11 protein-coding genes and 1 pseudogene are annotated in these 14,930 nt (G+C 28.6%); 10 read left to right on the top strand and 2 right to left on the bottom strand.

Features of this window, described 5'->3' with window-relative positions; genetic code table 11:
• The first annotated feature begins 57 nt into the window (after nt 1-57).
• Nucleotides 58-930, top strand: a complete 873-nt coding sequence (locus CLFE_RS13355) for a restriction endonuclease (RefSeq protein ID WP_077894812.1) — start codon at nt 58-60, stop codon at nt 928-930.
• A gap of 71 nt (nt 931-1,001) precedes the next feature.
• On the top strand, nt 1,002-2,006 hold the full coding sequence (locus CLFE_RS13350) for a hypothetical protein (protein ID WP_077894813.1): 1,005 nt from the start codon (nt 1,002-1,004) through the stop codon (nt 2,004-2,006).
• A gap of 132 nt (nt 2,007-2,138) precedes the next feature.
• Here the strand turns inward: CLFE_RS13350 and CLFE_RS13345 are convergent, their stop codons facing one another.
• Both CLFE_RS13345 and CLFE_RS13340 read right to left on the bottom strand, forming a co-directional pair.
• Nucleotides 2,139-2,525 (bottom strand): hypothetical protein, encoded by a 387-nt coding sequence (locus tag CLFE_RS13345; protein ID WP_077894814.1) that lies wholly within the window; start codon nt 2,523-2,525, stop codon nt 2,139-2,141.
• A 194-nt stretch (nt 2,526-2,719) separates the two neighbouring features.
• The gene (locus tag CLFE_RS13340) at nt 2,720-3,925 is read right to left on the bottom strand and encodes an IS256 family transposase (protein ID WP_169851002.1); all 1,206 of its coding nucleotides are present in this window, start codon (nt 3,923-3,925) and stop codon (nt 2,720-2,722) included.
• A gap of 300 nt (nt 3,926-4,225) precedes the next feature.
• On the opposite strand from CLFE_RS13340, the pseudogene CLFE_RS13335 reads away from it, so the two are divergent.
• From CLFE_RS13335 to CLFE_RS13300, 8 genes and pseudogenes are all read left to right on the top strand, one after another.
• Nucleotides 4,226-4,468: pseudogene (locus CLFE_RS13335) on the top strand (DNA methyltransferase); the annotation flags it as partial.
• Between the two features lie 627 nt (nt 4,469-5,095).
• Nucleotides 5,096-5,731 (top strand): TetR/AcrR family transcriptional regulator, encoded by a 636-nt coding sequence (locus CLFE_RS13330; RefSeq protein WP_077895522.1) that lies wholly within the window; start codon nt 5,096-5,098, stop codon nt 5,729-5,731.
• A gap of 107 nt (nt 5,732-5,838) precedes the next feature.
• The gene (locus CLFE_RS13325; RefSeq protein ID WP_077895523.1) at nt 5,839-7,047 is read left to right on the top strand and encodes an alpha/beta hydrolase family protein; all 1,209 of its coding nucleotides are present in this window, start codon (nt 5,839-5,841) and stop codon (nt 7,045-7,047) included.
• Between the two features lie 102 nt (nt 7,048-7,149).
• Complete coding sequence (locus tag CLFE_RS13320; RefSeq protein WP_077895524.1) at nt 7,150-7,605, top strand: DMT family transporter; 456 nt, start codon at nt 7,150-7,152, stop codon at nt 7,603-7,605.
• A gap of 279 nt (nt 7,606-7,884) precedes the next feature.
• A complete protein-coding gene (locus tag CLFE_RS13315; RefSeq protein WP_077895525.1) occupies nt 7,885-8,526 on the top strand; it encodes a lactate utilization protein in 642 nt (213 codons plus the stop codon).
• Nucleotides 8,527-8,945: 419 nt separating this feature from the next.
• Complete coding sequence (locus CLFE_RS13310) at nt 8,946-10,064, top strand: cation diffusion facilitator family transporter (RefSeq protein ID WP_077895526.1); 1,119 nt, start codon at nt 8,946-8,948, stop codon at nt 10,062-10,064.
• Nucleotides 10,065-10,265: 201 nt separating this feature from the next.
• Entirely contained in the window at nt 10,266-11,849 is a 1,584-nt protein-coding gene (locus tag CLFE_RS13305) for a [FeFe] hydrogenase, group A (RefSeq protein ID WP_077895527.1), read from the top strand.
• Between the two features lie 327 nt (nt 11,850-12,176).
• Nucleotides 12,177-14,915, top strand: a complete 2,739-nt coding sequence (locus CLFE_RS13300) for an AAA domain-containing protein (protein ID WP_169851035.1) — start codon at nt 12,177-12,179, stop codon at nt 14,913-14,915.
• Nucleotides 14,916-14,930: the final 15 nt, after the last annotated feature.

Below are 14,930 nucleotides of genomic sequence, written 5' to 3'. Positions count from 1 at the left end.
TAAAAAATATTACATCATTCTATAATTAAGTTATTACATTAATGGAGGACAATAATTATGTCAAAAAGAAAAATTGATTCTAGAATTCCACGATGTCAGAGTTTAATAGGTACAACTTTTGAAGTAATTAAAATGCTTGGTGGATCTGCTACAATACAAGAAATAACAGATAAAATAATCGAAATATTAAAACTGCCTGATGAGATTGTTGATATACAACATAGTGATTCAGGTAATACAACTGAATTGGAATACCAATTAGCGTGGGCAAGGACTTATCTGAAAAATTCAAAAATAATAGAAAATAGTAAAAGGGGTGTTTGGTCATTAACTTCTGAGTTTTCTAATGGTGTAACTATAGATGTGAAAGGAATTATAAAAAATACAGTTGAGAAACGTAAGATTAAAACACAAGATAACGTATCAGATGAAGAGGTATTAGAAGAAAATGAAGATGAAGTACCAGAAGAAGTTAGACCATGGAGGAGGCATATAAGAGAAGTATTAATCAATATGGACCCGTACGGATTTGAAAGGCTTTCTCAAAGATTACTTAGAGAATGTGGATTCTCACAAGTTGTAGTTACAAAGAAATCAGGAGATGGGGGTATAGATGGTAATGGCAAATTTAGAATTAATGGAATATTTAGTTTTAATGTGGCATTTCAATGTAAAAGATATAAAGGTGTTGTTGGATCACCAGAAATAAGAAATTTTAGAGGCTCTTTGACTACAGATGTTGAAAAAGGAGTTTTTATTACCACAGGTACTTTTTCAATATCTGCAAAAGATGAAGCGTCAAAACCAGGAAAGAAACAAATAGATTTAATTGATGGTGAAGAATTCATTAATAAATTAGCTGAATACGAAATAGGTCTTAAAGAAATAAAGGATTATGAAATCGATGAAGAGTTCTTTAAGTCCATATAAATCAATATATATAGTTTATTAATGATAGAAATTTATTAACATAAGGCTACTGAACTATGGAGGAGATAAAAGTGAATGTGTTTGACAGCCTATTACCTAAAAATTTAATACACTCAATTCCTTATTTTAAATCTCAAAACTCAGAGGTATGTAAATTAAGTAAAAGTTTTTTAAAAGAGCAGTTATTGTTGGCTGAAAAAAATACCAATTTAATAAGACTAGCACGTGGAGAAGGAAGAAAGTTTATCCTTGATCATATTATTAGTGATCCAGATATAATTTTTAATTGGGGTGAAAAGTCTAGACATGCATTTCTAGATAAATCAAAGATAAGAGAGTTTTTAGAACCGGATGTAGTAAATAAAGAGTTATTGTTAAAATTGCTTAAGGTTTATGAAGAGGAAATTGATTATCATTGGAATAAATACTTTAAAAATTATCGTATGATATTAAAGCATAATTGCAAGGAAGAGATTATAGATAAAATAAAACGTGCTATTGAAATTAGTAGTTTAGAGAGTGACTTGATTATTATTAAGGAATGGTTATGTTATGCATTACATACAGCAGGAAGTAAAAAATTTAGTGATATAAGCCCATGGGTATCAACATCTATGGGAGAAATTAGATATAAGACTGCATATATGTATGGTGCTGGAAATTGGAATATATTAAAGAATTCAAATAATAGGTCTGTATTTAATAAAAGGTTTGTTATTTTAGATTATTGGGCACTTGTTTCTGAGGAAGGAGATACCTATAGAAATGCTAATTATGTAGGTAAAAAGTTAAGAAGTATGGGATTACCTTGGTACGAAAATAAAATCAATGAAGTTATGGTTAAGTATGGCTTATTACCACATCAATTAGTTGGATACTATTACTTTGAAAATGATGAATTAAAATATTATTTCTTTAACCAACATTATATAGATGAATGGGAAGAAGATAGTAACTTTAAAATAGGGGATTTTATATATATAGATCAAACTGATGTGAAGTTTCCAAGCGATAATCCTTATAATATTATATATGCAAAACACGGAAAAAAGTTTGAAATTTTTAATAAGAGATAAGTCATTAATTAATGTAAGCTATAGAATTTTTTAAATAGTATAAAAAATATATTGAATTAGCGAATATATCAATGTACAAAGAAAAGATATATTTTAATTAAGGATGTGTTGAGTATAAATACTTTGATATCTTTAATTAAAATATATTATGGAGTGTTCATTAAAAATAAATTTATACAAAGTTTCTTTATTAAAAATGCCATCATAATGTTTAATATGTTGAAGGATATATTCTAATTTATCTAAAGTCATATAGCCCAAAGTATTATATTTAAATTGCTCAGGACATGGAGGATCGCTGAGCCTGTAGCGACAGTTTATATAATCATTACCTACTACTATTAGCAATGGATTATAGTTAGTAGCAGCAAAAGAAGAAAATCTAGTAAAAATATTACGATAATTTTTCCCAAGTTCTACTTCAAAAGCTGCGATGGGTTTATTACTTTTGGGTTCACACCATACTATATCTATAAGATCTATAGAATTTTTAATATTTTTAATAAGAATTTTATCCAAATATATATTATCTATAGTTAAAAAATTTCCTAAAGAGAGAGTGTAAAATTCTTTCTGTAAAATAACTTTCTATGGTAAGTTTTAAAAGACAAGATTGTCAAAAGTGACTTTCTATCTTGTTTTAAATATACATTCTAAAAATATGTATGTCAAGAACGCCTTTAAAAACAGGCGTTTTTGGCATATTAAGCTTTTTATTCAGTAAGTCGTCCTTCATACATAATGGATAATTCACCGTACACTTTACCCCAATTTCTTAGTGGCAAACGCCATTTTTTTGTAGCTTCAAAAGTAGCAAGGTATAAAGCTTTTAAAAGTGATGTATCGCTTGGAAATACAGTTCTTTGTCTATTTAATCTACGATATGTGCTGTTGAGACTTTCGATTGCATTTGTAGTATAAATAACTTTTCTTACATCAGCAGAGAACTTAAAAATAGGGCTAATAGCATCCCAATTTGATTTCCAGCTTTTCATTGAGTTAGGATAATGTTTTTCCCATTTTCCAGTGATTTCTTCTAATTGCTTATATGCAATTTCCTCAGAAGGTGCATGATATATAGTTTTTAAATCTTTTGCAAATTCTTTTTTATCTTTATCAGAAACATACTTTAATGTATTTCTTACTTGATGAACTATACAACGTTGATATTCAGTATTTGGAAAAGCTACTGATATAGATTCCTTTATCCCTGTAAGACCATCTGCACAAAGGATAAGGATATCTTGAACACCTCTATTTTTTAATTCATTGAGAGCACTAAGCCAATATTTACTGCTTTCATTTTCTCCAATATTTATAGAAAGTACTTCTTTTCTGCCTTCATTATTTATACCAAGAATAATGTAAGCTGCAAGCTTACGTATAACGTTATTTTCCCTTACGGAAAAATGAACTGCATCAATGAAAACAATTGGATATACTGTAGATAAAGGTCTATGTTGCCATGCTTCTATTTCAGGAAGAAGTTTATTGGTTATATTTGAAACCATTCCTTCACTAACTTCAAACCCATATATATCTTCAATTTGTTCTGAAATTTGTCTGGTACTTAATCCTTTAGCATACATAGAAATAATTTTTTCTTCTATACCAGAAATATCTTTCTGGTGTTTTTGTACTATTTTAGGTTCAAAAGAACTTTCTCTATCCTGTGGTACATCTATATTCATCTCACCATATTTGCTTCGAATTCTTTTTTGTTTTTTCCCATTTCTTGAGTTTGTAGTTTCGGCTCGTTCATATGGTTCATAGCCTAAATGCTCGTCCATTTCACCTTCAAGCATAGATTGAATAGTTCCACCTAATAGATCTTTTAAAGCTTCCTGAATATCCTCAGCTGACTGAATATCATACTCGTCTATAAGAGCTGATATAATATTTCTTTTTCCTTCATTCATTGGTTTTACCTTATAAATATCTTTTTTTCTTGCCATAATAAAAGGCCTCCTATGATTTTATTTTACCATAGAAAGCCTTATTATTTTTATTTACAGACTTTTCTTCACATGCTCCCTAAAGAAGATATATATTGATTATTTTTTAAAATAACACTATGATCATTTCTTGCAAATTTAATGCTATAACCTAATTCTGCTAATAATAACTGAATCGCTCTATGTTTTTCATTATGAGATAAAAGATTTATAAATTCTTTATAGTTATTACGCCTTGTCAAATCTTTCAATGTTGGGAAAAACTCAACTTCAGATAGTGAGGCACATATTCATAAAGCTATTTTCCCAGAAAAATTAGCAGAAGATCATAATCATATTATTTCATGGACTAATGAAGGGGATATAGTGCTTGATATATTTATGGGTTCAGGAACAGTAGGCAAAATGGCATATTTAAATAATAGAAGATATTTAGGCTTTGATATTTCGAAGGAGTACTGTGAACTAGCAAAATTACGTGTAGATAAATACAAAAATGCAGAGTGAATATAAGCGATGAAGTTGAGGAACTTAAAGCCGAGTGGTCTACACTTGAAAGAGAACTGCAAACGCTCATTGAAAAAAACATGTCTGTATTTTTTTGGTGTTACATTTCTTAAAAGTTAATATATAACCTCCAATGGTGGTAGAATGGATAGTTTAGGCATGGATGAGAACAACTGTCCTGTAATCTTTGAATATAAAAGAACTAGAAATTAAAATGTAATAAATCAAGGACTATTCCGTTAAAGACTATATTTTAGTTTTAGGTGATGATGTAACTGAAAACAAGCTTAAACTCTATAAAGCCTTAAAAAATATAGCATGTGTAGAAGTTAGAATAAAAAATATAGCAATATATCTGCGCCTTAATCCTAATGAAATTATTTTGGAAAATATTATATATATGAAAAAGAAAAGTAGATAGATTTTTTGTGTCAAAAATCTATCTACTTTTCTTTTTTTATTTTTGTCTTTTGTGATTACAAATAAATTTAAAATTGTTCATATTAAAAATGTATTTTCTACAATACCTATTAATTATTCCTAAATTAACAAGAAAAATATTAGTCGTATACTATTGCATTATATTTAAATATATTATATAATTTCATTGAACAGGCGGTGAATGATTTGAATAATAATAACATTAAACTTACGAACCGAGATCTTCAAGCAATAGAAAGACGTAGTCAGCTTTTAGACTCAGCAAAGGAACTATTTGCCTCGAATGGTTACCATGCAACAACAACTAGACAGATAACAAAGAATATTGGCATGGCTGACGGGCTTATATACCACTATTTTCCAGATGGAAAAAAGCAAATTTTAGATATAATTATTAAAGAATTTATCGATGACAAATGGATTAAATTTGAAGAAGATATATCTGAGGTTACTTGTGACACACCACTTAAAGGAATTCTTTTAAAATTGGGAAATATAATATTTAAGTATATTGGAAATGATAAGAATATATTAATTATATTATTAAAAGAGCAAAATATATTATCTGATGAATATATTAATACTTTTAATAACCATATAAAGAAAGTAATTCATAAAACAGAACTTATTTTAAAAGAGAAAGCTGAAAAAAATGAAATAAGAGCTTTGGACTTTTTCATGATGGCAAATCAGTTTTGGAGTGCTATCTACACATATATATTACAAAATACACTTTTTGGAGAAAAAAATTTGTATTCAATAGGCAAAGATGAGTATTTAGAGCAAATTATAAATTATACTCAAATGACTTGGAAAAAATAAAAATTCCTTTGTGGAATTTTAAGCATTTGGTTCACTGAATGTTCAATTAAAATAATATGTTTACTAACAATAAAAACTAAAAATTATTATATAAGGAGGATTTAACCATGAAACTACATTTTCAAGACCAAGCATTTTCATTTGAATTATTAAGAGCTGTAACTTATGCAGGATATCAAGGAGCAGAAATAGGTGAAGCCTTAGCAACAGCTTCTAAAATTAAAGAAGGAGACTTTGATAGCTGGTATGAAGAATGGAAAAATACAGCTGAAAGAGTTGAACAAACAGGTATTGAATGCTTAAATAAGAGACATAAAATTAGTGCCAGAGAAGCTTTCCTTAGAGCACATAATTATTATAGAACTGCTGAATTCTTTTTACAAGGAACTGACCTAAGACGCAGCGAAAATTTTAAAAAGAGTGTTGACACTTTTGAAAAAGCAATGAAGCTTATAGATTCACATTTCGAAATAGTTGAAATACCATATGAGGGTACACATTTAAAAGGTTATTTTTATGGAGCATTAGACTATGATGAAGTTAATACCACATCAATACCAACTTTATTATTTATCGGTGGATATGACTCCACTCTTCAAGAACTTTATTTTTGTGGGGCTGCTCCAGCAATAAAACGTGGTTATAACTGTTTAATCTTTGAATGCCCAGGACAAGGAGAAGCTTTAAGACAAAATAACCTTTATATGCGTCATGATGCGGAGGTTCCAGTAGGTGCTGCAATAGATTACCTTCAAACAAGAAACGATATCGACATTAACAAAATAGCTTTGCTCGGCATGAGCTTAGGGGGGTATTTTGCACCAAGAGCAGCAGCTTTTGATGAACGTATAAAAGCATGTATTGCTTTCAATGTATTCTATGATACTTATGAATCTACCATAAATCAAAATCCTCAGCTTGAAAAAATATTAAACTTACCAGCAGAACAAAAAGAAGCAATGCTTGCAAAAGCTGAAGAAAATAATTCGAATCTTCGTTGGATGCTAAACAATGGTAAATGGGTATTTGGCTTGAAACACAGATATGAAGTTTTTGATGAAATGAAGAAAGCTTCTTTAAAAGGAGTTGCTGAAAAGATAAAATGTCCTATGTTGCTTACTATGGGAGAAACGGATCACTTTGTTTCTAATGATCAATTAAATGCTCTTTTAGATTCAATAAAAGCACCAAAGACAGTTCGTGTCTTTACTATAAATGAAGGAGCAGAAGAACATTGTCAGGAGGGTAATCATGCACTGTTTCATCAAGTTATGTTTGATTGGTTAGATGATATATTTGAACATTATTTAAACTAAAACTTAAATTAATTGTAATTGTTTTTTTAAATAAAGCTTTCTATGTTTAATTTGATTTTTCATAGAAAGCTCTATAATATTAAATTTAATGGAGGTTATACTATGACATTTCTGTATTATTTACTCTCATTAATATCAGGCTTTGCTTTGACTTTGCAAGTTGGTATAAATGGATCTTTTCGCTCTAAAATAGGAAATCCTATACTTTCATCTCTTGTCAGCTTTGCTGTTGGAACTTTAGGACTTGCTCTTGTATTTTTTATTACTTTATTAAATGGTTCTAGTACTTTACCAACTATATCAAACATCAGAAATACTAGTTGGTGGATGTTAACTGGAGGATTATTTGGAGCCTTTTATATATTTTCAACCATATTTGTATCTCCTAAAATTGGATTTGCTAATATGTTTAGTCTTGTAATATGTGGTCAGATAATCCTTTCAGTACTATTTGATCATTTTGGATTATTAGGCAATCAAATTCATGTATTAAGTCCGCTAAGAGCTATAGGAGTTTTTTTATTAATTTTAGGCGTTTATATAGTTCAAGCTAATTAGGCACATTCAAATTATTTATAAATTGTTGTACTAAATAAATTTATCATTTACTACAACATATTCATACTTTATAATTCTATACAAGTGTTATAAAAGATTATATTGAAAAAGAATTGGAGCAAGAGTAGTTATACATAGTGCAAATTAAAGAAAAAATACCAGAGAGAATTATGGGGATAGCTGAAAAGATGTTCCTATGTCTAAAGCACCAAAAGCATTTGTTGATATTATTAATGGTTAGATTGTTTATAGAATTATATTTTGTGGAGGTAACTAAGTTTGGATAAAAATGTTGAATGGTATATTAAGAAAAAAATTGATAGAACATTAGAAAGTTTAAAGAATAATAATATGAAAGGATATTATATAGAGAAAAGAGAGCAGTTATTTAAAATATTAAAGAATTTGATAAAAGAAAATTCTATTATAGGGGTGGGAGATTCAATAACACTATCTGAAACGGGAGTAATAGATTTTCTTCGAAAAGGTAATTATAAATTTTTAGATAAATATAGGCAAGGTATTACAAGTGAAGAAAAAAAGCAGATTTATATTCAAAACTTTTCTGCTGATACTTTTATATGTAGTACAAATGCTTTAACTGAAAATGGAGAACTTTATAATATTGATGGAAATGGAAGTAGAGTAGCACCAATGATTTATGGACCTAAACAAGTAATTTTAGTAGTTGGGATAAATAAAATTGTTAAAAACATAGAGGAAGCAGAAAAAAGAGTAAGAAATTATGCAGCACCAATTGATGCAAAGAGATTAGATAAAAATACGCCTTGTACTACATTAGGGTATTGTGTAGACTGCAAGAGTCAAAATAGAATATGCAATCATTTTACAACAATTAGAGGTCAATTTGTTAAAGATAGAATAAAAGTTATTATTATAGGAGAAGAGCTGGGATATTAAAAAATATATAGTAAAGCGAGTACAATAGAATGAATTCAGAAAAAATAGTTCAAAAACAATTAGAATTTTATAATAATCTAATTAAAAGAGTTTGGTTTGTTTTTGAATAAATAATAATTAAGGGGATATACCGTATTATTCTAATGAATTTACGGTATTTTTTATATCTAAGATATGTGTCATTCATAAAAAAATACGGTGATTTTCTACATTACTATGAATTAGAGCCAATGGTTGTAAAAATAAAAGAATTTATGATTAATTTAACTTATATTTAGAATAAAGGAAATCCAATGTTATATTATTTATGGTACAATTAGGTATTACTTATAATCAACTTTGCTTGCAGGAACTTGACTAAATTGATATTTGAAATAAAGGTTTGATTATCAGATAAATTACGAATGGAGTTGAAATAGATGCCTATTTTGTTAAATATAATATTGTTTCTTTGTAAATTTATAATAGGAACTATTAGTGGATCTATGGCAATCACTGCAGATGCATGGAATAATATTTTAGATGCTGGAAATTCAACGATAGCTCTACTTGGAATAAAAATTGCCAGATATGGGAAAGGTGAAAAGCATCCTTTTGGTCATGGACGAATGGAATGGATGGTGAGTCTATTCAGCTCAATGGTTGTGATGCTTGCAGGGTATGAATTGTTAAAAACCTCTTGGAAGAGCGTCAGAAATCCTAAAAATATAACAGTTAGTTTGGTTGTATTCTTGATTCTGATTATATCTATTGTGATTAAGTTATATATGTATGCTTACTACAGAAAAGTATCTAAAAGCAGTGACTCAGAGTCAATGAAAGCCATGTCAGTTGATAGTTTGTGTGATTGTATAGCAACTGGAGCAGTACTAGTATCAACCATTGCCAATGCTGCGTTCGGATGGAAAATAGATGGCTGGTGTGGAATGATTGTTTCTGTATTTATTATCTATACAGGATATTCTTCTATAAGTGAGACAGGAAAAAGGATTGTTGGGAAGGCTCCAGATAAAGAACTAATAGATAAAATTGAAATGATTGTGAAGCAGTATGGAGTGGTTGAAAACATCAAGGAAATGACCATTCATGATTATGGTGTTGGAAAATTCATGGTAGCCATGGAAATAGAAGTTTATGACCAGGAAAATTCTGAACTTATAAAAGGTATTTCAGAAGATATTTCATATGAATTATATGAGAAGTTAGGATGTGATAGTGTAATTCAGATGAGCTATCTATTAAATGATGAAAATGAAAAACAAATATATTTTGGAATAGTTGAAGAAATTAAGAAGATTGATGAAGCAATTCTAGTTAAGAATTTTGGAATTGTACAAGCTCAAAAGCATAAAGTTATTCATGCTGATATAAGTCTACCCATGAGGCTAGAAAAGAAAGAAAATGAAATAAGAAAAATAGTTGAAGATAAAATATGTAAAGTAGGTAAGGAATATAAAGCTATGATTAAATTTAAAATTATGCCTAATTATCGAGGAAACAGTAAAATAAATATGAATAGAAAAATGAGGGTAAGATAGGGAATTGGTTGTTATGGAAGTATTATTAAATTTCGATATTTGCATATTCAAGGTTAAGTATTCAGGAGTTTATCGTAATCCATTAAAATCTACTATTTCTTGTTTATATGTTTTATAGGCTCTTTAAAAAATTAGTTTTATGTACTAAATCTTATAGCTTTGTATTAATTATAAATGTAGTAATAATTTTGGAGTTTTGATGTGAGTAAATCAAAGAAAATTTCTAGAATTCAATCTGATAACATTATTCAAATTAACAAGAAAAAATGTATTGGTTGTACAGGTTGTGCTATAGCTTGTGCAGAAAAGACTGGTATTTCAGTATTGAAAGCAATAGATGAAGGTCGAAGGACAGTAATTCCCAAACAAGGTACTTTTTCCAATACTGGCTGTATATATTGTGGGCAATGTACTCTTATTTGTCCTACTACGGCCATTAATGTAAGAAATGATATTAATGTAGTTAAAGAAGCATTAACTAGTGGTAAATATTTAGTATCAATAGCAGCACCCTCACTAAAGGCAACACTGGGAGAAGAATTTAATCTTCCAATAGGTACAAATGTTGAGGGTAAAATAGCGGCATCTGCTAGAAAGCTTGGAATTCAAAAAGTATTTGAAACTGATTTTGGAGCTGATATGACTATATTAGAAGAAGGTACTGAATTAATAAAAAGAATATCCACTAAAGAGAAGCTTCCGATGTTCACTTCCTGCTGTCCGGCTTGGGTTAGGTATGCTGAACTTTTTCATCCTAAGATTTTAAATTATTTATCTACAGCTAAATCACCTCAGCAAATGATGGGAGCTGCCATTAAAACTTATTTTGCAGATACCTTTAAAATTTTACCTAAAAATATATTCACAATCTCCATTAAACCTTGCACTGCTAAAAAATATGAAGCTGAAAAACCTAATATGGGTAGAGATGATTATAAGGATATTGATGTAGTTCTAACTATTAGGGAATATGCTGAACTATTAAAGGAAAAGGGAATAAATATAAATGCTATCCCTTCTGAAAAAGCAGATTCGTTTATGGGTGATTATACTGGTGGAGCTATAATATTTGGTGCATCTGGTGGTGTTATGGAGTCTACACTTAGAACTGTTACCTATTACTTGAAAGGTGATTTGTCAAAAGTATATGATATTAAATTTACACCTGTAGATGCGTATACTTCAGTTAAGGAAGCACAGGTAATTATTAATAATGAACCTATGAAGGTTGCTGTTATAAGCGGCTTATATGAAATGGACAAATTCTTAAGTAGTGATAAATGGAGAGAATATGTTTTTATTGAAGTTATGGCTTGTCCTGGCGGTTGTGTTAATGGAGGTGGGACACCTAGAATAGAAAAAAAATCACAAGTAAATGAAAATAAGTGTATAGCTTGTGGAACCTGTATAGAAAACTGTCCTGTAGGTGCAATAGCTTATAACATAAATGGTCGTGCTGAAACTAACAAAAATAAGTGTGTAGGTTGTACATTATGCAGCAAGCTTTGTAGAACCAAGACCATAAATATAGAATACTATGATAAAGCTACTGGTAAAGTTTTAGATACTAGTTATATTGATTTAAGAAGAAATGTTTTAAGACAAATAGACAAAAATTTGCCTACTAGAATTTCTGCCGAAAATCCTGAGCTTCAGGATATGTACAAAAACTATATGGGTGATCCCGATGGGAAGAAAGCTGAATCTTTACTCCATACAAGCTATGAAGATAAATCCTCTGAACTAAAAGCTCCCCTAAAACGACAAAGCAAAAGGCATAAATAAAAGCAACTTTAACTTTTCTAAAAATTTAAGATAAGAAATAAAATTAATCCTAGTAAAGCTTACTATTGCGCTACTAGGATATTTTAATATATTTAAAAATCAAGAAGTCTTCTATAATGGGACATTAATATTCTTATTATTTTAAACATAAACGTCAAAATTTTAATATCTATATTTAATGTTAATATAAAATGGTGAATACATTAAATAGTAAGCTACACACTTTGAAAATTTGTATTCTAGTATTTTCTAAATATGTTATAATAATCATTGATATTAACTTAGAGAGAACAAGTTATTAGTATGACAAATCTTGGAGATAGAAAAATGAGAATAAAAGAGTATTTAGAATATGCGATACATAAAAAGAAGCCCTTGGAGATAGAGAGTGTAAAAGGAAATAAATTTGCTATTAGTGTATTACAATATGACACCCAAAAGGTTTCGTATAAGTTTTTAAATAGTGGTAAAGAGGGTAAAATAAGACTTCAAAATATCAAAAACTGTAAGTTCAAAGACAAAGAAATTGAAAAAGAATTTTGTTATTATAAAATAAGTGAAAAATATAATCAGAAGGATATAAAATCTACTATTGAAAACTTTAAACTATACTATTTTGAAATATTAAAATTACTGCAACAAAGGGAAAAGGAAGGAACATTTGATTATAAATACTGGGATTTCAAAACAACTATTTATCAATTGATTTTTGAAAATTTGCATACTCAAAGTGATAATCTTCTATTTTTCTATTTTACAGGAAAAAATAGTGATGATAGAAAGTTAAATAAGAGTAATAAATCCAAAAACCCTATTTTATTACTTCAGCAATCTAATATATCACAGAAGAAATCAATAGAATCAGCTTTAAATAACAGGATTTCTATCATTGAGGGACCACCAGGTACAGGAAAAACTACTACAATTCTTAGTATTATTGCCAACATGGTATATGAAAATAAAAAAGTAGTAATAGTGTCAAAAAACAATTCTGCTATTAATAATGTTGTAGAAGAACTAGAAAAAATGCCCATTCCAGATTTTTTTATTCGTTTAGGAAATAAAGAAGTTATGGATGAACTAAGTGGTATATTAGAAGAAAAAATATTAACATATCAGCAGCAATTGAAAGATATAATAATTGAAACAATAGAAGCTGAAAAGGAAAAAATGAATACATTATGTGATCAATTAGCACATTTAGAGAAACAGCTAAATGATTTGATTTTACATAAAAACCAACTAAGTGAATTTAAAAATCAATATAGACATTTAATAAAACGTAGAGAAGCATATGGATTTTTTACATATGAGCAGCTAGTAACAAAAATCAATGGTAAAAATAGTAGTTCCCAAAATATAAAGAAAGATCTAGATAAATTAGCTAGATTATTAGTGAAGATGGCAGAGGGGAAAAAGATAGGCTTTATTAAGAAGATTTTAACGTATTTTAAGTGGAGAATGCCATTAACTAATTTGGAAAGTCATGGGGTTGTGCTTCAAAGCCTTTTGGAAGAAAAGTTTTTAAAAATTGAAATTGAAGATTTAGAGAAGAAGTTAGAAAATGAAAATTTAAGGCAATTGCAAGATAAAATCAGTAAAATATATAAAGATGAGTATATAGAATTATCCAAGAAGTTGTTATTAGAAAATTTGAAGGAGAAATATGATAGTAAAGTCTATGAGAATATTTATTCTAAAATAAAAAACAGCGATGATGATACATGTGCGAAGAAGTGTAAGGATGATTTAATAAGCATATATCCTGTTGTTTTGACTACAGTGGATGGTGTGCTAGCTAATTTTTATTCTTTTTTTAAAGATGCTACAAAAATTGATTGTATTATTATTGATGAAGCTTCACAATGTGATATTTTATCAGCTTTACCTATTCTATATTTAGCTAAGAAGATAGTAATAGTTGGGGATAATAAGCAATTACCAGCAATTACCAATATATCCTCAAGTGATATTAGTAACAAAGTGGAAGAGGAATATGATTATACAAAAGAAAGCTTCTTAAGTACTATTTCAAAAACCACTAAGCCAGTATCTAATTTGTTATTAGAACATTATAGATGCAATTATACTATTATAAATTATTGTAACCGTTATTTCTATGATAATAAGCTTATAATATATAAAAATGCAAGTGATGATGCAATGATTTTGATAGATGATAATAAGGGTAAATATGTTGAATCACAGAATAATTCATTTTTTAATTTAAGAGAAATTGTAACTATTGATAACGCAATAGGTTCAGATGTTGAAGGAAAATTTATTATCACACCATTTCATGAACAGGCTATTAAATTGAAAGGAAAATACAATGAGAAACAATGTGGTACAATCCATACTTTTCAAGGAAAGGGAGAGGATGAAGTTTATTTCTGTACCGTTCTGAACAATATAGATATGGCTATAAATCATTTGAAGGGAGAAAAAAATTTGTTTTCAAAGGAATTGATAAATGTAGCTGTTTCAAGAGCTAAAACGAAATTTGTTTTGGTAACAGATGTTGATTTTTTCAAGCAAAACAATGTAAACACGAGAAACTTAATTGAGTACATAGAAGCCTATGGTAAAACAATACCAGATAAGACGGTGTGTCTTTTTGATTATTTATATCAGCAGATGAGGACTTATACAGTGGTAGAAAATTGTGATAATATTTTTGAGAAAACAGTTAAAGAATACATTGATAGCTATACTCAACAACATCACGAATATCATTTAGTTATGAAGCTTCCATTAGCTAGTGTGGTAACAGATAAGAAGTTTTTAGAGAAAAACCCTTTAATCAAACAGTTTATTATAAATAATGCTCATTTAGATTTTACAATCTATGATAATCGTATTGGTAAACCTATTTTGGTAATTGAACTTGATGGAAAGTCCCATAAAAAATCTCAACAGATGGACAGAGATAAGAAAAAGGATTTTGCTCTTGAGCATATGAGAATTAAGTTATGGAGATTAAAATCCAAGGAAGCGGTGACAAAAGAACAATTTGATATGCATTTAAATGATCTATTAACAAATAATTTTATGTTAAAAAAATAAAAGGGAGGTAATAGT

Origin of the sequence: Clostridium felsineum DSM 794, assembly GCF_002006355.2 — a bacterium.
In the GTDB taxonomy this organism is placed as follows: domain Bacteria; phylum Bacillota; class Clostridia; order Clostridiales; family Clostridiaceae; genus Clostridium_S; species Clostridium_S felsineum.
This window is presented reverse-complemented; position numbering and strand designations above follow the sequence as displayed.

Bases quoted from the DNA above. Each gene is read 5' to 3' on its own strand.
- CLFE_RS13310 (WP_077895526.1), top strand. From the start codon at position 8,946: ATGCCTATTTTGTTAAATATAATATTGTTTCTTTGTAAATTTATAATA.
- CLFE_RS13320 (WP_077895524.1), top strand. From the start codon at position 7,150: ATGACATTTCTGTATTATTTACTCTCATTAATATCAGGCTTTGCTTTG.
- CLFE_RS13300 (WP_169851035.1), top strand. From the start codon at position 12,177: ATGAGAATAAAAGAGTATTTAGAATATGCGATACATAAAAAGAAGCCC.
- CLFE_RS13340 (WP_169851002.1), bottom strand. From the start codon at position 3,925: ATGAATGAAGGAAAAAGAAATATTATATCAGCTCTTATAGACGAGTAT.
- CLFE_RS13325 (WP_077895523.1), top strand. From the start codon at position 5,839: ATGAAACTACATTTTCAAGACCAAGCATTTTCATTTGAATTATTAAGA.
- CLFE_RS13355 (WP_077894812.1), top strand. From the start codon at position 58: ATGTCAAAAAGAAAAATTGATTCTAGAATTCCACGATGTCAGAGTTTA.